The sequence below is a fragment of the Phaeobacter sp. S60 genome, from assembly GCF_000826845.1.
In the GTDB taxonomy this organism is placed as follows: domain Bacteria; phylum Pseudomonadota; class Alphaproteobacteria; order Rhodobacterales; family Rhodobacteraceae; genus Phaeobacter; species Phaeobacter piscinae.
In genome coordinates, this window is the sequence record NZ_JSWJ01000004.1 from 66,146 (window position 1) to 87,972 (window position 21,827).

Annotated in this window: 21 protein-coding genes; 10 read left to right on the forward strand and 11 right to left on the reverse strand. The window is 59.3% G+C overall.

Annotated elements, in window-relative coordinates; translation table 11 throughout:
* Window positions 1-65: 65 nt before the first annotated feature.
* The 7 genes from OO25_RS05245 to OO25_RS05275 all read right to left on the reverse strand — a co-directional run bounded on the left by OO25_RS05245 (window position 66) and on the right by OO25_RS05275 (window position 7,021).
* Window positions 66-1,094 (reverse strand): GlxA family transcriptional regulator, encoded by a 1,029-nt coding sequence (locus OO25_RS05245; RefSeq protein WP_040178791.1) that lies wholly within the window; start codon window positions 1,092-1,094, stop codon window positions 66-68.
* Window positions 1,075-3,522: an FAD-dependent oxidoreductase gene (locus tag OO25_RS05250; protein ID WP_040178792.1), complete on the reverse strand. Its 2,448-nt coding sequence runs from the start codon at window positions 3,520-3,522 to the stop codon at window positions 1,075-1,077. The genes OO25_RS05245 and OO25_RS05250 overlap by 20 nt, the downstream gene beginning before the upstream one ends.
* Window positions 3,523-3,538: 16 nt before the next feature.
* The gene (locus OO25_RS05255; RefSeq protein WP_040178793.1) at window positions 3,539-3,910 is read right to left on the reverse strand and encodes a GFA family protein; all 372 of its coding nucleotides are present in this window, start codon (window positions 3,908-3,910) and stop codon (window positions 3,539-3,541) included.
* Window positions 3,907-4,536, reverse strand: a complete 630-nt coding sequence (locus OO25_RS05260; protein WP_040178794.1) for a LysE family translocator — start codon at window positions 4,534-4,536, stop codon at window positions 3,907-3,909. Before OO25_RS05260 ends, OO25_RS05255 begins: the two co-directional genes overlap by 4 nt.
* A complete protein-coding gene (locus OO25_RS05265) occupies window positions 4,536-5,132 on the reverse strand; it encodes a helix-turn-helix domain-containing protein (RefSeq protein WP_369808849.1) in 597 nt (198 codons plus the stop codon). Before OO25_RS05265 ends, OO25_RS05260 begins: the two co-directional genes overlap by 1 nt.
* Before the next feature lie 165 nt (window positions 5,133-5,297).
* Complete coding sequence (locus OO25_RS05270) at window positions 5,298-5,753, reverse strand: GAF domain-containing protein (protein WP_040178795.1); 456 nt, start codon at window positions 5,751-5,753, stop codon at window positions 5,298-5,300.
* A 95-nt stretch (window positions 5,754-5,848) separates the two neighbouring features.
* Complete coding sequence (locus OO25_RS05275; protein ID WP_040178796.1) at window positions 5,849-7,021, reverse strand: acetyl-CoA C-acyltransferase; 1,173 nt, start codon at window positions 7,019-7,021, stop codon at window positions 5,849-5,851.
* A gap of 93 nt (window positions 7,022-7,114) precedes the next feature.
* On the opposite strand from OO25_RS05275, the gene OO25_RS05280 reads away from it, so the two are divergent.
* From OO25_RS05280 to OO25_RS05290, 3 genes are all read left to right on the forward strand, one after another.
* Window positions 7,115-7,459, forward strand: a complete 345-nt coding sequence (locus OO25_RS05280; protein ID WP_040170118.1) for an STAS domain-containing protein — start codon at window positions 7,115-7,117, stop codon at window positions 7,457-7,459.
* A gap of 35 nt (window positions 7,460-7,494) precedes the next feature.
* Window positions 7,495-7,941, forward strand: a complete 447-nt coding sequence (locus tag OO25_RS05285; protein WP_040178797.1) for an ATP-binding protein — start codon at window positions 7,495-7,497, stop codon at window positions 7,939-7,941.
* A gap of 212 nt (window positions 7,942-8,153) precedes the next feature.
* Window positions 8,154-9,728 (forward strand): gamma-glutamyltransferase family protein, encoded by a 1,575-nt coding sequence (locus OO25_RS05290; protein ID WP_040178798.1) that lies wholly within the window; start codon window positions 8,154-8,156, stop codon window positions 9,726-9,728.
* A 91-nt stretch (window positions 9,729-9,819) separates the two neighbouring features.
* On the opposite strand, the gene hspQ is transcribed toward OO25_RS05290, so the two are convergent.
* On the reverse strand, window positions 9,820-10,146 hold the full coding sequence (hspQ, locus tag OO25_RS05295; RefSeq protein ID WP_014876215.1) for a heat shock protein HspQ: 327 nt from the start codon (window positions 10,144-10,146) through the stop codon (window positions 9,820-9,822).
* 245 nt (window positions 10,147-10,391) lie between these two features.
* On the opposite strand from hspQ, the gene OO25_RS05300 reads away from it, so the two are divergent.
* From OO25_RS05300 to OO25_RS05310, 3 genes are read left to right on the forward strand one after another with little or no spacing between them, the layout of a single operon-like run.
* Window positions 10,392-11,327: a tetratricopeptide repeat protein gene (locus OO25_RS05300; RefSeq protein ID WP_040170274.1), complete on the forward strand. Its 936-nt coding sequence runs from the start codon at window positions 10,392-10,394 to the stop codon at window positions 11,325-11,327.
* A 27-nt stretch (window positions 11,328-11,354) separates the two neighbouring features.
* Window positions 11,355-11,996 carry an LON peptidase substrate-binding domain-containing protein gene (locus OO25_RS05305; protein WP_040178800.1) on the forward strand — a complete coding sequence of 214 codons (642 nt, stop codon included), beginning with the start codon at window positions 11,355-11,357 and terminating at the stop codon, window positions 11,994-11,996.
* Complete coding sequence (locus OO25_RS05310) at window positions 11,993-12,199, forward strand: Trm112 family protein (RefSeq protein ID WP_040170111.1); 207 nt, start codon at window positions 11,993-11,995, stop codon at window positions 12,197-12,199. The genes OO25_RS05305 and OO25_RS05310 overlap by 4 nt, the downstream gene beginning before the upstream one ends.
* A gap of 71 nt (window positions 12,200-12,270) precedes the next feature.
* Here the strand turns inward: OO25_RS05310 and OO25_RS05315 are convergent, their stop codons facing one another.
* Complete coding sequence (locus tag OO25_RS05315; protein ID WP_040178801.1) at window positions 12,271-13,497, reverse strand: FAD-dependent monooxygenase; 1,227 nt, start codon at window positions 13,495-13,497, stop codon at window positions 12,271-12,273.
* Window positions 13,498-13,586: 89 nt separating this feature from the next.
* On the opposite strand from OO25_RS05315, the gene OO25_RS05320 reads away from it, so the two are divergent.
* The 4 genes from OO25_RS05320 (at window position 13,587) to OO25_RS05335 (ending at window position 20,129) form a co-directional block, all read left to right on the forward strand.
* A complete protein-coding gene (locus tag OO25_RS05320; protein ID WP_040178803.1) occupies window positions 13,587-14,915 on the forward strand; it encodes an amidase in 1,329 nt (442 codons plus the stop codon).
* A gap of 108 nt (window positions 14,916-15,023) precedes the next feature.
* Window positions 15,024-16,202, forward strand: a complete 1,179-nt coding sequence (locus tag OO25_RS05325; protein ID WP_040178804.1) for an aminotransferase class I/II-fold pyridoxal phosphate-dependent enzyme — start codon at window positions 15,024-15,026, stop codon at window positions 16,200-16,202.
* Between the two features lie 113 nt (window positions 16,203-16,315).
* Entirely contained in the window at window positions 16,316-19,477 is a 3,162-nt protein-coding gene (locus OO25_RS05330) for a DNA translocase FtsK 4TM domain-containing protein (protein ID WP_040178805.1), read from the forward strand.
* Between the two features lie 64 nt (window positions 19,478-19,541).
* Window positions 19,542-20,129, forward strand: a complete 588-nt coding sequence (locus tag OO25_RS05335) for an outer membrane lipoprotein carrier protein LolA (protein ID WP_040170103.1) — start codon at window positions 19,542-19,544, stop codon at window positions 20,127-20,129.
* Window positions 20,130-20,198: 69 nt separating this feature from the next.
* Here OO25_RS05335 and OO25_RS05340 read toward each other — a convergent pair whose 3' ends face one another.
* Both OO25_RS05340 and OO25_RS05345 read right to left on the reverse strand, forming a co-directional pair.
* Window positions 20,199-20,786 (reverse strand): lytic transglycosylase, encoded by a 588-nt coding sequence (locus OO25_RS05340; protein WP_040170101.1) that lies wholly within the window; start codon window positions 20,784-20,786, stop codon window positions 20,199-20,201.
* 125 nt (window positions 20,787-20,911) lie between these two features.
* Complete coding sequence (locus OO25_RS05345; protein ID WP_040178806.1) at window positions 20,912-21,700, reverse strand: exodeoxyribonuclease III; 789 nt, start codon at window positions 21,698-21,700, stop codon at window positions 20,912-20,914.
* Window positions 21,701-21,827 lie beyond the last annotated feature (127 nt).

A 21,827-nucleotide genomic window follows, 5' to 3' on the forward strand; every position in this document is an offset into this window, starting at 1 on the left:
CCTGCCACATCAAGGCGACAACAAATGCATCAAAAACGCCAGTCTGCACCCTCTATTCTCCACCGCTATCCTGTGGATTTTCGACGCTGCTGGTGTGACTGAGACACGCGCCGTGATTTGCGCAGAGCAAAGGGTGTCATGCCAAAAAAAGCCTTATACAGGGTCGAAAACCCATTGGAGAACCCGCAGGCCAAACCGATTTCGCGCACGCTCATCGTGGTATTCAGCAAGAGGTTATTGGCCTTATTCAAACGCATCTCCCGGTAGAAGCCATTGGGTGTCGTGCCGAGAAAGGTCTTGAACTTGCGTTCCAGCGACCGGGTCGAAATCCCGAGATGGTCAACGATCTCATTGATCGGCAGCGGTTCCTCTATGTGTTCCTGCATAACGTGAATGGCCTGATCAAGGTCCGCATCGCCGGTGATCGTTGGCTTCACACCGGAAAACGGCTGCAACGACGCGAAGTCCCGCACCTTGTCGTGCAAGAGGATATTCGCAACCGTCACCTGCGCGGCTGCCGTGGTCAGCTGTCCGATCAGGGCCAGAACGATGTCCACCGTCGCCCCCATCCCGGCACAGGTCACCACCTGCCCATCTTCACTCGCCAGCGCAAAATTGGCGTCGAACAATCCAACGCGTTCACGCATCAAGTTGGTGTTTTCCCAATGCGTTGTGTGCTGGGCCCCGTCCTTGCCACTGTCACGGATATACCGGCTGGCGGCCTCTGCCAGCAGATAGACCTTGGCCCCGCGCGTGCGGTAGGTGCGGATCAGCGATCCCATCGACAGCTCTGGACAGTCGGGATCCGTATTGCCCAAAACAAACACGCAGTCGGCATCTGCTTTTGCCGCGAAAGGCTCCGTCTCGACAAAGGCGCCGGCGCGGCATCCGACCTGACCGCCCCCGGCAGAGCGCATAGTCCAGGAGAACGGTGGTTGGGCGAGCACACGATTGGCCAACCGCAAGGGCTCCACCACAGCGGAAAACTCAGTGAGCACAAAGCCTTCCGTCAGGATGATATCAACCTGCCACTGACGTCCCCCCGGGGGTGCCCCTCCGGTGGTCACTGAAGTCTCAGGCGCGGAGCCGGTCATTGTCCGGATCCCACAGCGGTTTGTCTTCCTGAACTACAGCGCGGTATTTCTCTCCATAGATCTCAACCTCCAGCTCGGTGCCCGGCACCGCGATATCGCGGCGCACCATGCCCAGCGCGATTGAGGCGTTCACGCGATACCCCCAATCGCCGGAAGTGGTCTCTCCGACAATCTCGCCATCCTTCCAAATGCAGGACATATAAGGCGCATCCGCATCGCCGGCCTCAACGATCAGAGTGACAAAGGATTTCTTGACGCCCTGCTGTTTTTCACTCTGGATCGCGGCCTTGCCCGGGAAGTCTTGCGGCTTGTCCAGTTTAACAAACCGCTCAAGCCCCCCTTCCAGCAGCGAATAATCGGTGCTGAGGTCACCTTTCCACGTGCGATAGCCTTTCTCGATCCTCAGCGAGTTCAGCGCATACATGCCGAACGGCTTGGCGCCGCCTTCGATCAGCGCTGCGTAAATGTCGGTCTGATGTGCGTTGGCGCAATGCACTTCCCAGCCCAGCTCACCAGCATAGGACACCCGCGCCAGGAAGGCGGGTTTGCCTGCGACGGTGGCTTCCTGATGGGTCAGCCAACCCAGCGACAGATCGGCGTCGGAAATATCCGCCAGCAGCTCCCGCGATTGCGGGCCCGTCACAATCATCGTCGCAAATTCCGTGGTGTGATCCGTCAAGCTTAGACCAGCGGGCAGCGCTTTCTTCAAGATCTCAAAATCATGCCACTGGGCCGAGCCTGCGGTGATCATGGTGAAGTGATCCTCACCGTGACGCATGCAGGACATCTCCGTCAGGATGCGACCGCGATCATCGGAAAAATAGACAAGGTTCATCCGGCCCACCTTGGGCAGCCTGCCGGTGACCAAGCCGCGCAGGAATTCGGCGGCACCTGCGCCGCTCAGATTAAAGCGAGAGAAGCCCGGCAGATCCAGCACGCCAACACCATCGCGCACGGCTTCGCATTCTTCCTTGATCCGCTGCTGCCACGGGCCGGAACGACCCCAGGTATGAGTGGCTTCCTCAGACGTGTCGTCTCCGGGCTTGGCAAACCAGTTGGCGCGCTCCCAACCGTTGTAGGCGCCCATGACACCTCCCAACTCCTTGATCTTGGTATGAACCTGGCTGACCTTCTTGTCGCGCGCAGCGGGCCATTCGTGATGCGGGAAGTGCATGGCGTATTCATTGCCGTAAACCTCCATGCCTTTCTGGTCGCAATAATCCTGATCGGTGTAGTCGGTGTAGCGGCGCGGATCGACCGCCCACATGTCCCATTCAGTCTGACCATCGACGATCCATTCCGCCAGCACCTTGCCAGCACCACCGCCCTGGGCGATGCCGAAGGTGAAGACGCAGGCCTCAAACGCGTTATCGACGCCCGGCATCGGGCCGATCAGCGGCAGGCCATCGGGCGCATAGGGGATCGGGCCGTTGATCACGCTGGACACACCGGAGGTGGCCATCAGCGGCACCCGTTCCATGGCGTCGGTCACGATATCCTCGATCCGGTCCAGATCGTCTGACCAGAGCTGGAACGAGAAATCGTCCGGCATCTGGTCATCTTCGGTCATCCAGTGACCTCTGCAGTTCGGCTCATAGGGGCCGAGGTTATAGCCGTTCTTCTCCTGCCGCAGATAATAAGAGACATCCACGTCACGGATCAGCGGTAGCTTTTTGCCGTGCTCCTTGCTCCAGGCTTCGATTTCCGGAATCTGCTCGGTTAGCAGATACTGGTGCGACATTACCATCATCGGCACCGTACGACCGCCATAGGGTTTGAACCATTCCCCCACACGTTGGGCATAATAACCGGCGGCGTTCACCACATAATCGCATTCGATGTCGCCTTTCTCGGTCTGCACGATCCAGGTCTTGTCTTCCTTCTGCGTCACACCCGTTGCCGGGCAGAAGCGGATAATCCTGGCTCCCATGTCGCGTGCACCTTTGGCCAGCGCCTGCGTCACCTGTGCCGGATCGATGTCTCCATCGGTGGGATCATACAGTACCCCTTCCAGATCGTGGGTCTCCAGAAACGGGTAATGCTCCTTGGCCTGATCAGGTGTCCACATCTCCATCTCAATGCCCTGATACCGGCCCATGGAACAGGCGCGTTCGAACTCCTGCATCCGTTCCTTGGTATGCGCCAGACGGATGGACCCGGACTGGTGATAGTTCATCGGATAATCGACTTCCTCCCCCAGACCCGCATATAGTTCGGTCGAGTAGCGCTGCATGTTCATGATCGCCCAGGACGTCGAAAAGGTCGGGACATTGCCCGCCGCGTGCCATGTGGAACCTGCAGTCAGCTCATTCTTCTCAAGCAGCACGCAATCCGCCCAGCCTTTCTTGGCCAGATGATAAAGCGCTGAACAACCGACGACACCGCCGCCGATGATGACCACACGGGCCTTTGTTGGAAAATCAGACATGATGCCTCCCTCGTCGTCAGTCCTCTTGCGGCACACCGTCCGCAATGTCGTAGTAGTCGCCCTTGGAGGCGGTGAAGATGTGCTTTTCGACGCTGAGACCAGTGTTCCCGTCGACAGCGCCCAGTGCAAAGCTGATGGTGTCTTCGTCCATGGCCTTCCAGAACAGGAAGGAGCCGCATCGCGGGCAGATGCCGCGTTTGGCCAGCGATGTTGCCTCAAACCAGCGGACCGGGCCCGTGATCATGAGGTCCACGTCACGCACCTGTGCGGAGGCCCAGATGCCGCCCGATTGCTTGCGACATTGGGTACAATGGCACATCGATGCGCCGCTCGGTTCTGCGGCGGTTTCAAAACCAACGTCACCGCACAGGCAAGACCCTGTGATCATCGCGCACCCTCCAGATCAGGCACGCTGGTCGATCCCAAGAGCACCCCGTAGACAATGAAACAAATGGCCAGAAGACGCCGGACCCACAGGTTGAAGACCGCTTTCATCGCCGCCTGACCCATCGCAACACCAAGCAGCGTGAATCCAGTATAGCTCAGCGTTGTGAGGATCAGCGCGGTGGGCATGATCACCAGCATCTGATCCCAGATTGGCACGCTTGGTTCGACAAATTGCGAAAACGCTGCGAGATATCCGGCAACGCTCTTAGGGTTGATCACCGCCACAGCCAGAGCATGCAGATAGACATGGCGCGCAGGTCGCTCCACTGCCGGAGTTGGCCGTGTGGCGTTGCGCCATCCGCGCACGCCCAGATAGATCAGGAATGCCGCCCCTATCAGCTTGGCAATCAGAAACACACTCGGCGACGCTGCAATCAGAGCCGTCACGCCGATCGCCGACAGCAGCAGAAACAAGGTTGCCTGTGTCAGAATGGCCAGAACGCCGACCATCGCCCGCCAGAACCCCAAGCTCATTCCATTGGAAATGCAATTCACGGCATTTGGTCCGGGTGTGGTGACGAAGACCACCCAAAACACAGCAAAGAGGGTCCAGGCGTCAAAACTCATCAATACACCGGCGGCGCGATAACCCAGACGGCCACAGCAGGCACATCATATGGGTTGGCCCATTGATAGGCTTCTTCCTTGATCCGGAAGCTATCACCCGGCCCAACGGTGAAGCTGCGGCCCCCGATCACCAGGTCCAATTGCCCGGCAATCATATAGCCGACCTCCTGTGTCGGACGATCAGCCGGGACCTGCATTCGAGAATGCGGGCGAAAGGTGGAATGCACCATCTCGAAATCGTCGGTCAGATCCGGTGAGAGCAACTCCTCCATCAGGCCTTCCTCACCAGACCCCATCGGGCGACGCGCTCCCGCACGGACGATATACCCCTGCTCTGCGGCCGGCGCCGCCGAATGGGCAAACAGCATCGACATCGGCACGTTCAAAGCCTTTGCAATCTCGCGGAGGTCCGAAATCGACGGTTCCGACATATCCCGCTCAACCTGGCTCAGCCAACCGACAGACCGACCTAAACGCGCCGCGAGATCTGCAAGTGTTGCGCCTCGCGCCTTGCGCAAGGCACGCAAATCAGCCCCTAGGCTTGCGGGTTGTGGAGATTGATCCGTCACATAGCACCTGTGAAAATTGCCGCTCATTTTTCACGATGCAATGTATTCATGAAATTTCCAAGGATTTTTTCACGAACATCACTTTATATACAAAAGCCCAGCACACTATAGGCGCCGGGCTCTGTCATCTTTCCGTAAATACTCTGGGGTGAGGCCCTGAGGGCCGAGGGGCAAAGCCCCTGCCACTGCGAATCAGCTTGGAGCGAAGACCCGCTTCAGCATCGCAGCGATCTGTTCTGCATCATTCCCAGTAAAAGCCTCGGGCTGGTCGCTGTCGATGTCAAAAACCCCGATCAATGCTCCATCACCGTTCCAGACTGGCAACACCAACTCAGAGCGCGTCGAAGAAGCGCAAGCGATGTGGCCAGGAAACGCCTCGACGTCGGCCACCAGCTGCACCTCGCCGGTCCGGGCCGCTGCGCCGCAGACCCCCCGGGAGAACGGGATCTGCAGGCAGCCATGACCACCCTGATACGGGCCGATCTTCAGCAATTCCGGCGCCACAACCCGATAAAACCCGGTCCAGTCAAACCGCTCATCACTGTGATGCACTTCGCAGGCCACGGTGGCCATCAGCGCGACCTCGTCGGTCTCGCCCTCGGTCAAAGCAGTGATGGTTTTGGCCAGTGTTTCGTAGTCGACCTGCATGGGTAGCCCTCCTTCAACGTCGCTGAGGGGGCTGTCTGCCCCCTCTTGACCTGCCGGTCAATTCACCCCCGAGAGTATTTTTTGAAAGGTGATTATCACATGCGCTCAATCGCGATGGCCGTACCCTCACCGCCACCAATGCAAATGGCTGCGATGCCGCGCTTCAGGCCGCGTTTTTCCAATGCGTTCAGCAATGTCACCATGATACGCGCACCGGAGGCGCCGATCGGATGACCCAAAGCACAGGCGCCGCCGTTGACGTTCACTTTGTCACGCGGCAGCCCCATTTCATGCATGAAAGCCATGGGCACGACGGCGAAGGCTTCGTTCACCTCCCAAAGATCCACATCGCCAACGGTCCAGCCGAGCTGCGCCATCAGCTTTTGTGCTGCTGGAACAGGAGCGGTTGTGAAGAGGCCTGGCGCCTGGGCGTGACTGGCATGCCCCATGATACGGGCGCGTATGGTCAGGCCTTGCGCTTCCGCAGCATCCTGGGAGGCCAGCAGCAATGCGGCGGCGCCATCCGAAATCGACGAAGCATTGGCGGCAGTCACAGTGCCATCCTTGCGGAAGGCCGGTTTCAGCGTCGGGATCTTGTCCGGGCGTGCTGATTTGGGCTGCTCATCCGCATCCGTAACAGTCTCGCCCTTGCGGGTTTTGACAGTAACCGGCGCGATCTCGTTATCAAAGGCACCGCTTTCCTGTGCTGCCAGCGCATTGGACAATGATGTCAGCGCGTACTCATCCTGCGCCTCCCGCGTGAACTGATAGGTCTCCGCACACTCCTCGGCAAAGGTGCCCATCAGGCGGCCCTTGTCATAGGCGTCTTCAAGCCCATCCAGGAACATATGATCGACCACCTGCCCATGCCCAAGCCGCGCGCCATTGCGCATCTTTGGCAGCAGATATGGTGCATTTGTCATGCTCTCCATGCCGCCCGCAATCATGGTGTCCGCCTGACCCAACGAGATCTGATCATAGGCCACCATCGCCGCTTTCATGCCGGAGCCGCACATTTTGTTCAGCGTGGTGGCCGGCACTTCTTCGCCCAAGCCAGCTGCGAACCCTGCCTGCCGCGCTGGGGCCTGCCCCTGGCCCGCGGGCAAAACACACCCCATCAGGACTTCATCGACAGTGGTGGCCCCTGCCCCCGCAAGTGCGGCGCGCATTGCAGCGCCGCCCAGCTCGGCGGCTGGGACGCCATCGTACATCCCCTGAAATCCGCCCATCGGGGTGCGGGCAGCGCCCGCGATCACAACAGTTTTCATCGAATATTCCTCCTAATGTCGAAATAGTGCATACAAAATCGTAAGGATTGGCGTCTAGGCTGATCGTCAACACATATTGACGCGGGGACACTTATGAGCCTGACCAGCACAACATCCGATGGCACTCAGATCGTGACCGTCAATGCCGAGCGCATTGATGCGGCCATGGCCATCCAATTCAAAGAAGATATGCGCGCGACCACCGAAAACGGACCTGATCGTGTCATTCTCGACCTGTCTGAGGTGAAATTCATCGATTCCAGCGGGCTGGGTGCTATTGTAGCGGCCATGAAGCAACTCGGTCAGGGACGAAAACTGGACCTCGCAGGGTTGACGCCGATGGTCGACAAAGTGTTTCGACTGACGCGAATGGATACTGTTTTTGATTTATATGCGTCGCTGGGCGATGCGACAACCGCAACCCAAATCGATTCTTGAACCAACGCGTGTTTGTTACGCGGAGCGCAAAGACTATGGTAGAAACCTTTTCCTGCACGTTCACGGCTACAGAACTGGATGCCCGATCAGGCGTACAGGATGTTGTCGCGCGGCTGCGCACTATGGGGATCCCGGCCCCCCGTGTGGACGAGGTGCAGATCGCTCTTACCGAGGCCGTGAACAACGTTGTCGAACATGCCTACGCAGGTATGGACATCGGTGACGTACGTATCCGCTGCAACTTGCACCCTGACCAGCTGTGGATTTCCATTGGTGACGGTGGCGCCCCCTTCAAGAACGACGAACTGCCCATGGGCACGCCACATGATCTAACTGTTGATTCCGATCAGTTGCCTGAGGGCGGCTTTGGCTGGTTGCTGATCCGGGAGCTTACCTCCGACGTGCAGTACAAGCGCGACGACACAGGCAACAATCTCTCGCTCTGCTTCGAAATCAAGATGCGCAACGCCAACAGCGCCTGAACAGCACGCGCGGACACGAGGGGCAGCCTGACAGGCAACCAAGCAGTGCGTGACTAGACGCCCAAAATTCACGAGCACAGGATCTTACGCAGATCGCCAGTTTGTGATGCACCCTCCCAAACGCCCCACCCGCCCCATCAGCATTGATAAGCGCTTTGTCGTTGCCTTTGCCTCTGCGCGATCTAATCTGCCTTCCAATCACAGGAGGCATCATGCGCGATTTTCATTTCCCTGGGCGATCAGCTGTATTCGCTGAAAATGGCCTCTGCGCCACATCTCATCCACTGGCAGCGGGCGTGGCGATTGACATCCTCAAGCGAGGTGGCAATGCCATGGATGCCGCAATTGCGGGCGCCGTATTGCTTGGCATATGCGAACCGCAGATGACCGGGATCGGCGGCGATTGCTTTGTTCTTTATTCACGCCCCGGCGCAGCGGTTCAGGCGATGAACGGTTCCGGGCGTGCGGCGGCGGCCGCAGATGCGGCAGGACTGCGGGCGACCGGGCTGACGACCGTCCCCTTGACCAGCGCACATGCGGTTACCATACCCGGTGCGGTTGATGCCTTCTGCACGCTCTCCGATACGGAAGGGCGGCTTGGACTGGATACGCTCCTTGCACCCGCCATCCACTATGCCGAGGCCGGGGTACCGGTTGCCCCACGTGTTGCCTTTGACTGGCAAAGTGATGCGGAGACCCTACAAGGCCGTGCGCGTGACCACTACCTCTTTGATGGTACACCACCGAAAATTGGACAGATGTTTCGCGCAGCAGGGCAGGCTGAAGTGCTGCGTCGGATTGCCAAGGACGGCCGCGATGCCTTTTATACCGGCGAAATTGCTGAGGATATGATAGCTGCGTTGCAGGCGCGTGACGGCGTTCAAAGCGCGGATGATTTTGCCAACACCAAGGCCGAGCTGACCCTTCCCGTTTCTGGAAATTACCACGATATCGATCTGGTTGAGCATCCGCCCAACGGCCAGGGTGCCACTGCCATTCTGATGCTGAATATTCTCAAACATTTCGACATCGCCGGGATGAACCCCTTAGGTGCTGAGCGGGTCCATATTGAGGCTGAGGCGGCGAAGCTGGCCTATGATGCGCGCAATCGGTTTATTGCCGATACCGAACACACCGACCGATTGGATCATATGCTGGCCCCTGAAACGGCAGCCCGGCTGGCGGAGTTGATCAATCCGAAACGGGCAATGGTTGCCGCCGCCCCACTGAGCGAAGCGGTGCACAAGGACACCATCTATATCACCGTGGTGGACAAGGACCGCATGGCCGTCTCGCTGATTTATTCGATCTTCCATGGCTTCGGGTCGGGAATTGCCTCTGATAAATTCGGCATCCTGTTACAGAACCGGGGCGCCGGTTTCACCTTGGAGGAGGGCCACCCCAATATGTTGGCGGGAGGCAAGCGTCCGATGCACACCATCATCCCCGGAATGCTGCGCAAAGAGGGCGCTGTGACCATGCCGTTTGGCGTGATGGGCGGGGCGTATCAGCCCAATGGGCACGCGCGGTTTGTGTCAAACCTGACGGATTTCCGGATGGATCCACAAGCGGCAATCGATATGCCCCGTGCCTTTGCGGATGCTGGCCAGCTGAAGGTCGAACGAGGTTATAGCGATGCGGTGCGTCAAGAGCTCGCCGATATGGGCCATAACGTTACGATCCCGGAGACAGCGATTGGCGGTGCTCAGGCGATTCAGATTCACAGTTCGGGAATTCTGGAAGGCGCCAGTGACGCACGCAAGGATGGCTGCGCCCTCGGGTATTGACCCGCTCTCGGCAGCCGATCATCAGAAAGAATAGTGATCTTCGCAGCCGCATGTGCTGTTGCGGAGATCCAATCCCCCAACGGCACCGACCCTAGTTCAGCTGATAGTGCAACGCATAGCTGCCGTCGTCAAAACTGCCAAACATCTCGGGGATATCAGGGTGGCCCACAGGTTCGCCGGAATAATCCGCAATCAGGTTCTGTTCAGACACATACGCCACGTAATATGTCTGATCGTTCTCTGCCAGCAGATGGTAATAAGGCTGATCCTTCACGGGACGGCTGTCCTCGGGGATCGCCTCATACCATTCTTCTGTATTGGCAAATTCAGGATCGACATCGAACACGACACCGCGAAAAGGGTGTTTGCGATGGCGGACAACCTGTCCCAGATTATATTTCGCGCGCGTTCTAAGCATGAATGCTGTTCCTATCGCCTCATGATACTCTGCCACAAGGGAAAATGTCGAATCCGCGACAGGGTTTCGGCGGAAACACTCTGTCCTTCACGATAGGACAATGCTGCTGCCCCCACTGCCAGGTATTCAGCGCCCGTGAAACCCTCGTGATTGCGAAACGTCTATAGGCTTTGCGCAGATCGACCCTTGGTTTCTGGGCGGCCAGCTTTCATATAGGGGGCAAGTTCGAAATGGAGAGCAAGCGCATGATCGATATTCTTGGCGGCGCGGGAGATATGGCCCCCGCAGGTGATCTGGTCAAAGACGTGACCGAGGCAACATTCATGCAGGATGTCGTCGATGCCTCAATGCAGGCGCCGGTGATCGTGGATTTCTGGGCGCCCTGGTGTGGCCCCTGCAAGACCCTTGGCCCCGCATTGGAGGCCGCCGTGACCAAAGCCAAAGGCGCGGTCACAATGGCAAAGATTGACGTGGATCAGAACCAGCGTCTGGTGCAGGCGCTATCGCAGCAGGGTTTGCCGCTGCAGTCGATCCCTACGGTTGTCGCCTTTGTCCAAGGTCGACCAATTGACATGTTCCAGGGCGCTGTGGCCCCATCCGAAATCGATGCGTTCATCAAGCGCGCCATCGAAGCAGGCGGCGGTAGCGCAGATGGCGGTCTGGGCGATGCGATCGAAGCCGCAGAGCAGATGTTGGCCGACGGCGATGTGGCAGATGCCGCACAGACCTTTGCCGCTGTTTTGGGCGAAGATGACAAAAACGCAGCTGCTTACGGTGGTCTGGCTCGTGCCCATGTTGCCATGGGCGACCTGGATCAGGCAGAGGCTGTGCTGAATGGCGCCCCCGCTGAGATTTCCGACGCCGCAGAGATCGAGGCAGCCCATGCCCAAATCGCCCTCGCCCGTCAGGCCGAAAATGCCGGTCCGGTGGCCGAACTGCGCGCAACCGTGGAGGCCTATCCCGAAGACCATCAGGCGCGGTTTGATCTGGCGCAGGCCTTGCATGCCGCCGGCGAGGCAGAGGCCGCCGTGGATGAACTTCTGACGCTGTTCCGCAAGGATCAGGACTGGAATGATGGCGCCGCAAAGGCCCAACTGTTCACGATCTTTGATGCGTTGAAACCGAATGATCCGATTGTTCTGAATGGTCGGCGCAAACTCAGTTCTATCATATTTGCCTAAGGCAATGTCAGCGCTACAGTCCCTAGCATGATACAGGCCGCTGATCTGCCCGATATTCTACCGGTGTTTCCTCTACCCGGGGCGCTATTGCTGCCTCGGGCACGGCTACCGCTGCACATCTTCGAACCGCGCTACCTGCAAATGCTGGAGGACGCATTCAAGACGTCGCACCGGTTGATCGGCATGGTCCAGCCGTTCCCCTCGAAAACAGAAGACAGCACCCTCCACAGTATCGGCTGTGCGGGGCGTGTGACCCAGTTTTCAGAAACCGAGGACGGGCGCTACCTGATCACTTTGTCAGGCGTATCGCGCTTCCGCATCAAGACCGAGGTGAACGGATTCACGCCCTATCGGCGATGCGAAGTCGACTGGAACGATTTTAACCGCGACCTGGGTAAAGTTGAAGCCGACGGAACTTTCAACCGACCAGGATTTTTGGACCTGCTCGAGCGTTTTTTCGAATCGCGCAACTTATCGACAGATTGGGATGCGTTGAAGGACGCTGAAGATGAGCTTTTGATCAATTCCCTCTCCATGATGCTCGACTTCGATCCCGAGGACAAACAGGCCTTGCTCGAAGCGCCCTGCCTTGCCACAAGGCGCGAAACACTGGTCACATTGATCGAGTTTGCCCTGCGCGGCGGCTCGCATGAGGAAATTCTGCAATGAGCACTGAACCGTCTTCCACCGATGCCATGGCGGCCTCCTTTGATCGCCGGATGCTGGAGGCATTGGTCTGTCCGCGCACCCAGACGGTTCTGGAATATGACGCATCTGCACAGGAGCTGATTTCGCGCGCTGCCAATCTGGCCTTCCCAATCCGCAACGGTATCCCGGTGATGCTGGAAGATGAAGCCCGCGTGCTAGACTAACTCCCGCGTTCCTTATTGAGGCATTCTGCAATGTGACGGAGACTGGGAATGGTTTGCTCGACCTTCATCCGTTAGATCTTCCGCCCCTGCAGCAGGCGTGGCAGATCGCCGGTCAACCCAGCGGCCTCTCGAATAAAGCTTTGCCGCAGCCCCGGGATCGCACCAACCACGCCCATACCGATGTCGCGCCCCAGACGGAGCAGCGGATTATCGCTGGAAAACAGCCTGTTGAACATATCCGTGGCGGCTGCGAGGCTGGCAGTATCGAAACGACGCCACTGCTGGTATCGCGCCAGCACCAAGGGTGAGGCGATATCCTCGCCACGGCGCTTCGCTTCGGTCAGCACCTCCGCCAAGGCGCCAACATCGCGAAGACCCGCGTTGAGCCCCTGCCCAGCAATCGGATGGACCCCATGTGCGGCATCCCCGACCAGCGCCAGCCGCTCCGACACGAACGCATTCGCCAGTGTCAGGTTCAGCGGATAGGTGAACCGGTCCCCAGCCAGACTGATCTCGCCCAGAAAATCACCAAAGCGCGGACGCAGCGCCGCCAGATAATCCGCCTCTCCAAGCGCCTGAATGGACCGGGCCGTGCTACTGCGTTCACTCCACACGATTGAAGACCGGTTACCCGGTAGCGGCAGGATGGCCAGAGGGCCAGGCGGCATGAAGAACTGATGTGCGACCCCGTGGTGGGGCTTTTCATGTTCAATCGCACAGACCAAGGCCGTCTGCCCGTAGTCCCATCCGGTCCGTTTGATACCGGCCCGTGCTGCGGTCCCGCTGCGCCGGCCATCCGCGCCAACAATCATGCCAGCGCGCAACGTGTCGCCAGACGCAAGCGTGACGGTCACACCGCTGGTGTCGACCCGCTGCGCGACCACTGTCTGCTCATCCACCAATGTGATCGCGGCGTTGTCTTCCATGGCGCTGCGCAAGGCCCGGCGCAGATAGCGATCCTCAATCATGTAGCCCATCGGACCATCTTCGATCTCGGCGTGGTCGAAATGCATGAAAAACGGCGACGGCCCCTGCCCGGCCCTGCCGTCGGTGACCTTGATATCCAGCATCGGCTGTGCGTTGTCAGCGACCTGCGACCAGACGCCGATCTGATCCACCAGCCGCTGCGAGGCCAACGCCAGGGCATAGCTGCGCCCGTCGAAGGCCTCATCGTCGCGCAGATCTCGAGGGAGCGCATCAATCAGGGTCACGTTGTGCCCGGTCTGTGCCAGCGCCAAAGCAAGAGCCGGACCATTCAGGCCACCGCCCACAATCAGGATGTCAGATGTGTTTTTCATGCCCCGCAATATGCGCCTGCGATTGGGATTGTCCATGGGGCGCGGTGCCGCTACCGTCGCCCCATCCCGTGCAACTTGGAGAGGCGCATATGCAAGAGTGGCTGACGCAGACTGCGGCGAATTTGGGCCGTGGCATCGAGGCGGGCGATATCTGTCCGGTTGCCCTGACCAAAACCTATCTCGATGCGATCGACGCACATCCGCATCGTGACCGGATTTACACCGTCGTGACCCATGACCGCGCCCTCGCCGAAGCAGAAGCCGCCAAAGCGCGCGCAGCAAATGGACAGCGATTGTCGCTATTGGACGGTGTTCCGATCAGCTGGAAAGATCTGTTTGACAGTGCCAGCATAGCGACCGAATCCGGGTCTGATCTGTTGGCCAATCGCATACCTGATCGCGATGCGCTGGTGCTGCGGTCAGCGACCGCAATGGGCGCTGTATGCCTTGGCAAGACACATATGAGCGAGCTGGCGTTCTCCGGGCTCGGCCTCAACCCGGTGAAGGCGACACCGCCTTGCATTCATGACGGCGCAGCCGCGCCCGGCGGGTCATCTTCCGGTGCGGCGACCTCTGTCGCCTTTGGGCTTGCGGCCTGTGGAATCGGCTCTGACACTGGGGGTTCGGTGCGTATTCCGGCGGCATGGAACGATCTTGTGGGGCTAAAGACCACCTCTGGCCGGATCAGCCTGGAAGGGGTCGTCCCGCTCTGCCTCAGGTTTGATACGGTTGGCCCGCTGACCCGATCGGTTGAGGATGCTGCGCTCTATCTCGGCATGTTGGAGGGCAACCATGGCCCCGACCTGAGAGGGGCAACGTTGGCGGGGAAACGATTTGCCGATCTGTGGACTGTCGCGCAGCAGGACCTCGCGCCTGAGATCGCAAGCGCCTACAGCACGGCCCTGGATCAGTTGCGCGCCGCCGGGGCGGAGATCATGCCGCTAGAGGTGCCCGTGCTGGAAGAAGCCATGGCCCTAAGCGCAGTCCTGTTCACATCCGAAGCCTACGGTCTGTGGAAGGATGTGATTGAAGCAGCCCCAGATCTGATGTTCCCGGAGATCCTCGAACGCTTCCGCTCCGGTGCGGGCTTCAGCGGTCCGGATTATGTCGCAGCTTGGGCCAAGCTGGAACAATTCAGAATGGACTGGGATCTGGCCACCGCAGGCTTTGACGGGATCCTCTGCCCGACCTCCCCCATTCTGCCGCCGAATGTCGCACGGCTCCAAAGCGATCATGACTACTACATCCATTCGAACCTGATGGCGCTGCGCAATACCCGGATTGGGAACCTGATGGGTCTCTGCGCCCTGACGCTGCCGACAAGAGTGCCATCCTGTGGGTTGCAGATCCTCGGCCAGCCCGACTGCGAAGAGGCGCTTTTGCGCATTGGCGCTGCGGTGGAGCGAGCGTTGGCGTGAAAGCCACATTTCGCCAAGCCCGGTTTTGCGTGGCTGGACGCAGCGGGATCGGCTCTGTAGTTTGATCACAAACGGGGCACTAACGATCCCGGACCTGAGGCCAGATATATGAATTTTCCGGAGCGGTTTTCGAACCTGCCGCCATATGCGTTTCCGCGCCTGCGGGCGTTGCTTGACCACCACACGCCGGGCGGCGACGTGGTGCATATGACCATTGGCGAACCCAAACATGATTTCCCTGCCTGGGTTACCGATGTCATCGTCGAAAATGCCGCTGGCTTTCAAAGCTATCCCCCGAATGAGGGCAGCGCCGAGCTGCGCGGTGCCATCAGCGACTGGATCAAGCGCCGCTATAATGTGAGCGTTGATCCAATGACCCAGGTGATGGCGCTGAACGGCACCCGTGAGGGTCTCTACAACGCCGCAATGGCATTGTGCCCGGAGCAGAAAAACGGCGCAAAACCCGTGGTTTTGATCCCTAACCCGTTTTATCAAGTCTACATGGTTGCGGCGATCTCCGTCGCGGCTGAACCTGTTTTTGTACCTGCCACGGCGGATACCGGCCATCTGCCCGACTATGCCAGCCAATCGCCGGACGTGTTGAACCGCACCGCCGTGGCCTACATCTGCTCCCCCGCGAACCCGCAGGGCGCTGTTGCCAGCCGGGCATATTGGACCCAGTTGATCCAGTTGGCGGAACAGTATGATTTTCGCATCTTTGCCGATGAATGCTATTCTGAGATCTACCGCGATACAGCACCTGTCGGCGCATTGAGCGTGGCGCAGGAGCTGGGGGCTGATCCCGAACGCGTCGTTCTGTTCAACTCGCTCTCGAAGCGCTCCAACCTTGCTGGTCTGCGTTCAGGACTGATTGCAGGCGGCCCGGATACGATGAAGCGGGTGCATCAGCTGCGTGCCTATTCCGGCGCCCCTCTGCCCGCGCCATTACAGGCGGCCGCGGCCCGCGTCTGGGCCGATGAGGCGCATGTTGCCGAGAATCGCGCACTTTATCAGGAGAAATACCGGATCGCGGATCGGGTCTTTGACGGGCTCGATGGCTATATGACGCCAGAGGCGGGATTTTTCCTCTGGCTACCGGTCGAAGACGGCGAGACAGCCGCGCTTAAACTATGGCAAGACACTGGTGTGCGGGTTCTGCCCGGCGCCTATCTGGCCCAAGGTGACGGCACCGCAAATCCCGGCAGAGGCTATATTCGTGTGGCGTTGGTTGCGCCCGCGAAACAGACAGAGGCCGCCCTGCACACGTTGCGCAGCTGCCTGTACTGACGACCCATTGCATGCGCCCCGTTCAGAGGGGGCGCCAAAATAAGAAAAGTCATGGGGACAAAACCCGCGCCAAAAGCGGGACACCCCGACGGACAAGATGAAACGAGGTAGGCATGGCATTTCAGACGCGCAGCCGTGATCCATTGCTGGACAGTACGATGCAGGCGGCCATTGAGAAACGCGGCAAGGAGCTGATCGGCGTCTTGCTGATCGGGTTCGGCCTGATGGTTGCCCTGATGATCGGCAGCTATTCCGCAGATGATCCCAACTGGATGGTGTCAACAGATGCCCCAGTCCAGAATATGCTGGGCCGCACCGGTGCCTCTGTCGCCTTCATTCTGATCACCCTCTTTGGCAAGGCCAGTTGGGCAATTGCCCTATTCCTGACCGTTTGGGGCGGACGCTGCGTGCTGCACCGGGGGGAGGATCGTTTTCTGTGGCCACTGCTGCTGTCGTTGCCCTGGCTCCTGCTGGTCTCTCTGCATCTGGAAACACTGGTCCCCTCGGAGGCTTGGAAATCAGCCCATACTTTTGGCCTGGGTGGTATGATCGGGTACACCTTCCTTGGCATGTTGCTGGCACTGCTGCCGGTCGGGTTGATCTTTCTCGTCAAATTCCTGTCGCTGCTGACGGCACTTGGCATGGTCAGCCTCGGTGCGACCGTGCTCGGCTTCACCCGACCCGAGGTGACGCGCGGCCTGCGGTTTGTGCTTGTTGGCCTCATCCTGATCTATGGTGCGATTGCGGGTCTGCTTGGCCGGGGGGCCGCCAGTGGCATGCAGGCGGCGCTCAGCTATCGCAGCCGTCGCGCCGAACGCACCGCCGCCGCTGTCGCCATGGCCGATGTTGTCGACAGTGCTGAAACAGACCCGCAGATGTTTGAGCCGATGGATTTCGACGATGCCCCCATGGCCGCACCGCCGCTGGGTGCCCCGTCACTTGGGCCAGTTGCTGCGCCCCATGCTCGGGTAGAACCAGCCTTTGAGGCCTCGCAGGAAGACGCCGCCGAGCCGGTTAAGGAAAAGACCGGACTATTTGCCCGCGTGCCAAACCTTATCCGCCGGGCAGATCCCATCATGCCAGAACCGGAGCTGGTTGAACCAACCCTAAACGATCTGGATGCCGCCGCAGATCTGGACGGATTGCCCGGCGATGAACGGATCGCAGAGAAAATCGCCAGCGCGGTGCGTGTACGCCGAGCTGCTGATGTCGCCCCCGAAGTGGATTTCCCGCTGACCAAGGGCCGCGGACGCCGACCAGAACCGCTGATTTTCAATCCCAACCAGGCAAGCGACGGCCTACCGCCGGAGCCACCGTTGACCGGCGCATCCTTGGACGCCATGGGCGCGGCTCTGGGGGCGACCCCGCCTTTGCCTCCCGCGCCTGAAACCAGCTTTTCCGCCGCCATCGATACGCATCAGGGTTACGATGACGACGCCTATGATCACCCTGCTGTCGCATCATCTGAGTTGCAGCATAACAGCTCTCCTGAGTTCGTTGATCATGTCGCATCGGAAGATTTGCCACATGCGCCCGCCGTCACCTCAGGCGCTGCGCAGGTTCTGCGCCGCACGCCTCAGTCAGCGCAAGCTGCCACGGACACTGCGGCAGCCGCTGCACCTGTATCGACTCCCGTAGCGCTCCCCGTGGCAGAGCCCCGGCGGGCTGTTGTGGAACAGCCGGTGCGCAAACCACCACAGCCGTCGACGCGCGCCAAGGCGGAAGCACAACCGCCCTTGGCGTTTGAGGACACCAGCAGTGACTTTGAACTGCCGCCGCTCTCTCTCCTGACCAGTCCGGCGCAAATCGAACGTCATCATCTGAGCGATGAGGCTCTGGAAGAAAACGCCCGGATGCTGGAATCGGTGCTGGATGACTATGGCGTCAAAGGAGACATCGTTTCAGTGCGCCCCGGCCCCGTTGTGACCATGTATGAACTGGAACCGGCACCCGGCCTGAAGGCAAGCCGTGTTATCGGCCTCGCGGATGATATCGCCCGCTCGATGTCGGCGCTCTCTGCGCGTGTGTCTACCGTGCCCGGCCGCACAGTGATCGGTATCGAACTGCCGAACGACAAACGCGAAAAGGTTGTTCTGCGTGAAATCCTCGCCTCGCGCGATTTCGGTGACGGCACCCATGCGCTACCGCTTGCGCTTGGCAAGGATATTGGCGGCGACAGCATGGTCGCCAACCTCGCCAAAATGCCCCACCTGCTGATCGCAGGGACCACCGGCTCGGGTAAATCCGTGGCGATCAACACCATGATCCTGTCGCTGCTATACAAGCTGACGCCAGAGGAATGCCGCCTGATCATGATCGATCCCAAGATGCTGGAACTTTCCGTCTATGATGGTATCCCGCACCTGCTGTCGCCGGTGGTGACCGATCCGAAAAAAGCTGTCGTTGCCTTGAAATGGGTCGTCGGCGAAATGGAAGATCGCTATCGCAAGATGTCGAAAATGGGCGTCCGCAATATCGCAGGCTTCAACGGCCGGGTAAAAGAGGCGCTCGACAAAGGCGAAATGTTCAGCCGCACGGTGCAGACCGGTTTTGACGATGACACCGGCGAACCGGTGTTCGAGACCGAAGAATTCGCCCCCGAAGCCCTGCCCTATATCGTCGTCATTGTCGACGAGATGGCCGACCTGATGATGGTTGCTGGCAAGGAAATCGAAGCCTGCATCCAGCGCCTGGCCCAGATGGCACGGGCATCGGGCATTCACCTGATCATGGCCACGCAACGGCCGTCGGTCGATGTGATCACCGGCACGATCAAGGCCAACTTCCCGACCCGGATTTCCTTCCAGGTGACCTCAAAAGTGGACAGCCGGACCATCCTTGGTGAGATGGGCGCCGAACAGCTTCTTGGGATGGGCGACATGCTCTATATGGCCGGCGGAGCCAAGATCACCCGTTGCCACGGTCCCTTTGTGTCAGATGAAGAGGTGGAAGAGGTCGTCAATCACCTCAAGCAATTTGGCCCGCCTGAATATATCGGCAACGTGCTGGACGGTCCTGATGACGAGAAGGCAGACAACATCGACGCCGTTCTTGGGCTCTCGACCGGAGGCAACACCGATACCGAGGATGCCCTCTATGACACCGCAGTGCAGATTGTGATCAAGGATCGCAAATGCTCCACCTCCTACATCCAGCGCAAACTCGCCATCGGCTACAACAAGGCCGCACGTCTTGTTGAACAGATGGAGGAAGAGGGCCTCGTTTCCCCAGCAAACCACGTCGGGAAAAGGGAAATTCTGGTTCCTGAGCAATAAATTCGGGGCGGGGCCAATTGGTCCCGCCTCTTCACATTTGTCGCAGCGTCCTTATTTAGAAGCCATGAAACAAATCGCCTACGCCATAGCGCTGACGCTCTGTTCCCCGGCTGCATGGGCAGCCGAGAAGCTGAGCCTGAATGAAGTTTCGCAATACCTGAACGGGATTTCCACCGCCACGGCGCCCTTCAGCCAGATCAACGATGATGGTAGCCTGTCGACCGGGAAGCTGTATATGCACCGCCCTGGCCGAATGCGGTTCGAATATGACCCACCGAACAAGGGCGTTGTGGTCGCAGGTGCGGGCGCTGTGCTGATCCAGGACCCGAAGTCAAATCAGCCACCGGAAACCTATCCGCTGAAGCGCACCCCGCTCTCTCTTATTCTTGCCCGGAACGTGAACCTCGGGCGTGCCAATATGGTCGTCGGCCACAGCTTTGACGGCACCTCGACCATCATCCGGGCGCAGGATCCCAAGAACCCTGAGTATGGCAGCATCGAAATGATGTTTACCGGTGACCCGGTCGAACTGCGTAAATGGGTGATCCACGATGGTTCAGGGGGGCAGACCACGGTGATCCTGGGCGGGTTAAAGACCGGCGTGAAGCTGCCATCAAAGCTCTTCAACACCAGCTCGGCCCCCACACGCTGATAAGCCACAGACAGAAAAAGCCCCCGCCCAATAATCTGAGCGGGGGCGTTCATTTCAGGGATATGCCGATCAGCGTGCGCGTCGACAGGTGGCGAGTTGTGTTTGATACATCTCAGCCCGAGCCTGGACCTTTCCAGCGACGCGCAACAGCCAGGGTTTGGACCGGTAGGTGCCCCGCGCATAGCCAGTGTGGCCATCGTGGTAAGCCAGATACTGGTTACGTGCATCATAGAGCGACACGCCGTTCCGCTCCCGCGTCTGGTTCATGTACCAGCCCATAAAGTCGGTGGCGTCCTTGATGCGATTGCGTTTCGCACCACGCCGTCCAGCTGATCTGCGATAGTCGTCCCAAGTGCCGTCCAACGCCTGACTATAGCCATACGCGCTGGATTGCCGCCCCATTGGGATCACCCCAAGCGCAAACCGATGCGGTGTGCGGGCGTCGGAACGGAACCGGCTCTCCTGGTGGATAACGGCCATCTGCACGTGCATCGGCACGCCCCAACGTTTTTCTGTGGCGCGGAACGCCTTCAGATACTCAGGCCGCTGCTTGATGATACTGCACGCGTTGTCGAGATTGCGCGGTGGTGAGCCACCGCCACCGCCGCAGGATGCCACGATCAACAATAGGATCATGGCGCCTATGATTCTGCTCATTGCCTCTGCCTCTTGTAAATCACTGGGCGTATTTTGGCGGCAGTGTAGCCAATCAGGCGCGGCGTGAAAATCACTATTCCGTGGTGCCGCCGATGAAGGCGGTCGGCGACACCGTCAGGAACATCTCAAAGGTCAAATGTTGCAAACACAGGCGCATGGTCGCTGGGCTTCTCCCAACCACGGGCAGCACGCATCACCCGGCTGGAATGGGCTGCGTTCTTGATATCCGGGGTCGCCCAGACATGATCCAGTCGGCGTCCCTTATCCGCCGCATCCCAGTCCTTGGCGCGGTAGCTCCACCAGCTGTAGAGCTGCCCGTCAGGAATATCGTTGCGCGTGACATCGGACCAGCCACCTGCGTCCATGACATCTGCGAAATGCTCGACCTCAATCGGGGTGTGGCTCACCACCTTCAACAGCTTCTTGTGATCCCAGACATCATCCTCGCGCGGCGCAATATTAAGGTCACCAACCAGAATGGATTTCTCAGGCCGTTCGGCGTTGAACCAGTCGCGCATGTCGGTGAGGTAATCGAGTTTCTGACCGAATTTCTCATTCACCGCACGGTCCGGGACGTCGCCACCGGCAGGCACGTAGAAATTGTGGATCGTGACCCCGTTTTCCAACCGCCCCGCGATGTGGCGTGCATGACCTAAGCCTGCAAAATCTTTGTCGCCAACATCCTCGATCGGCAGTCGGGACAGAATCGCCACACCGTTGTAACCCTTCTGCCCGCGCGCAACCATGTGGCCGTAGCCAAGCTCGGCAAACTGCTCCATCGGAATCTTGTCCACCGGGCTTTTGCATTCCTGCAAGCACAGCACATCCGGACCTTCCTCTGCCAACAGCTTGCAGACAATCGGCTCCCGCAGGCGAACCGAATTGATGTTCCAGGTGGCTAGGGTAAACGACATTGCGCGCCTCTTTCTGTCAGATCTGTGCTGTGGGCGGGATACTGCCCGCTCCGACGCGGTGATACCAGTGGCCAAATGATTGTAAGAGGCCGCCCAATCGGCGCGTACGCCCTGCCAGCGCCAAACA

Coding starts and splice junctions, on each gene's coding strand:
- OO25_RS05245 (WP_040178791.1), bottom strand. CDS start 1,094: ATGACCGGCTCCGCGCCTGAGACTTCAGTGACCACCGGAGGGGCACCC.
- OO25_RS05335 (WP_040170103.1), top strand. CDS start 19,542: ATGAAACAAATCGCCTACGCCATAGCGCTGACGCTCTGTTCCCCGGCT.
- OO25_RS05290 (WP_040178798.1), top strand. CDS start 8,154: ATGCGCGATTTTCATTTCCCTGGGCGATCAGCTGTATTCGCTGAAAAT.
- OO25_RS05285 (WP_040178797.1), top strand. CDS start 7,495: ATGGTAGAAACCTTTTCCTGCACGTTCACGGCTACAGAACTGGATGCC.
- hspQ (WP_014876215.1), bottom strand. CDS start 10,146: ATGCTTAGAACGCGCGCGAAATATAATCTGGGACAGGTTGTCCGCCAT.
- OO25_RS05265 (WP_369808849.1), bottom strand. CDS start 5,132: ATGAGCGGCAATTTTCACAGGTGCTATGTGACGGATCAATCTCCACAA.
- OO25_RS05280 (WP_040170118.1), top strand. CDS start 7,115: ATGAGCCTGACCAGCACAACATCCGATGGCACTCAGATCGTGACCGTC.
- OO25_RS05270 (WP_040178795.1), bottom strand. CDS start 5,753: ATGCAGGTCGACTACGAAACACTGGCCAAAACCATCACTGCTTTGACC.
- OO25_RS05330 (WP_040178805.1), top strand. CDS start 16,316: ATGGCATTTCAGACGCGCAGCCGTGATCCATTGCTGGACAGTACGATG.
- OO25_RS05255 (WP_040178793.1), bottom strand. CDS start 3,910: ATGATCACAGGGTCTTGCCTGTGCGGTGACGTTGGTTTTGAAACCGCC.
- OO25_RS05300 (WP_040170274.1), top strand. CDS start 10,392: ATGATCGATATTCTTGGCGGCGCGGGAGATATGGCCCCCGCAGGTGAT.
- OO25_RS05320 (WP_040178803.1), top strand. CDS start 13,587: ATGCAAGAGTGGCTGACGCAGACTGCGGCGAATTTGGGCCGTGGCATC.
- OO25_RS05325 (WP_040178804.1), top strand. CDS start 15,024: ATGAATTTTCCGGAGCGGTTTTCGAACCTGCCGCCATATGCGTTTCCG.
- OO25_RS05305 (WP_040178800.1), top strand. CDS start 11,355: ATGATACAGGCCGCTGATCTGCCCGATATTCTACCGGTGTTTCCTCTA.
- OO25_RS05315 (WP_040178801.1), bottom strand. CDS start 13,497: ATGAAAAACACATCTGACATCCTGATTGTGGGCGGTGGCCTGAATGGT.
- OO25_RS05345 (WP_040178806.1), bottom strand. CDS start 21,700: ATGTCGTTTACCCTAGCCACCTGGAACATCAATTCGGTTCGCCTGCGG.
- OO25_RS05275 (WP_040178796.1), bottom strand. CDS start 7,021: ATGAAAACTGTTGTGATCGCGGGCGCTGCCCGCACCCCGATGGGCGGA.
- OO25_RS05340 (WP_040170101.1), bottom strand. CDS start 20,786: ATGAGCAGAATCATAGGCGCCATGATCCTATTGTTGATCGTGGCATCC.
- OO25_RS05310 (WP_040170111.1), top strand. CDS start 11,993: ATGAGCACTGAACCGTCTTCCACCGATGCCATGGCGGCCTCCTTTGAT.
- OO25_RS05250 (WP_040178792.1), bottom strand. CDS start 3,522: ATGTCTGATTTTCCAACAAAGGCCCGTGTGGTCATCATCGGCGGCGGT.
- OO25_RS05260 (WP_040178794.1), bottom strand. CDS start 4,536: ATGAGTTTTGACGCCTGGACCCTCTTTGCTGTGTTTTGGGTGGTCTTC.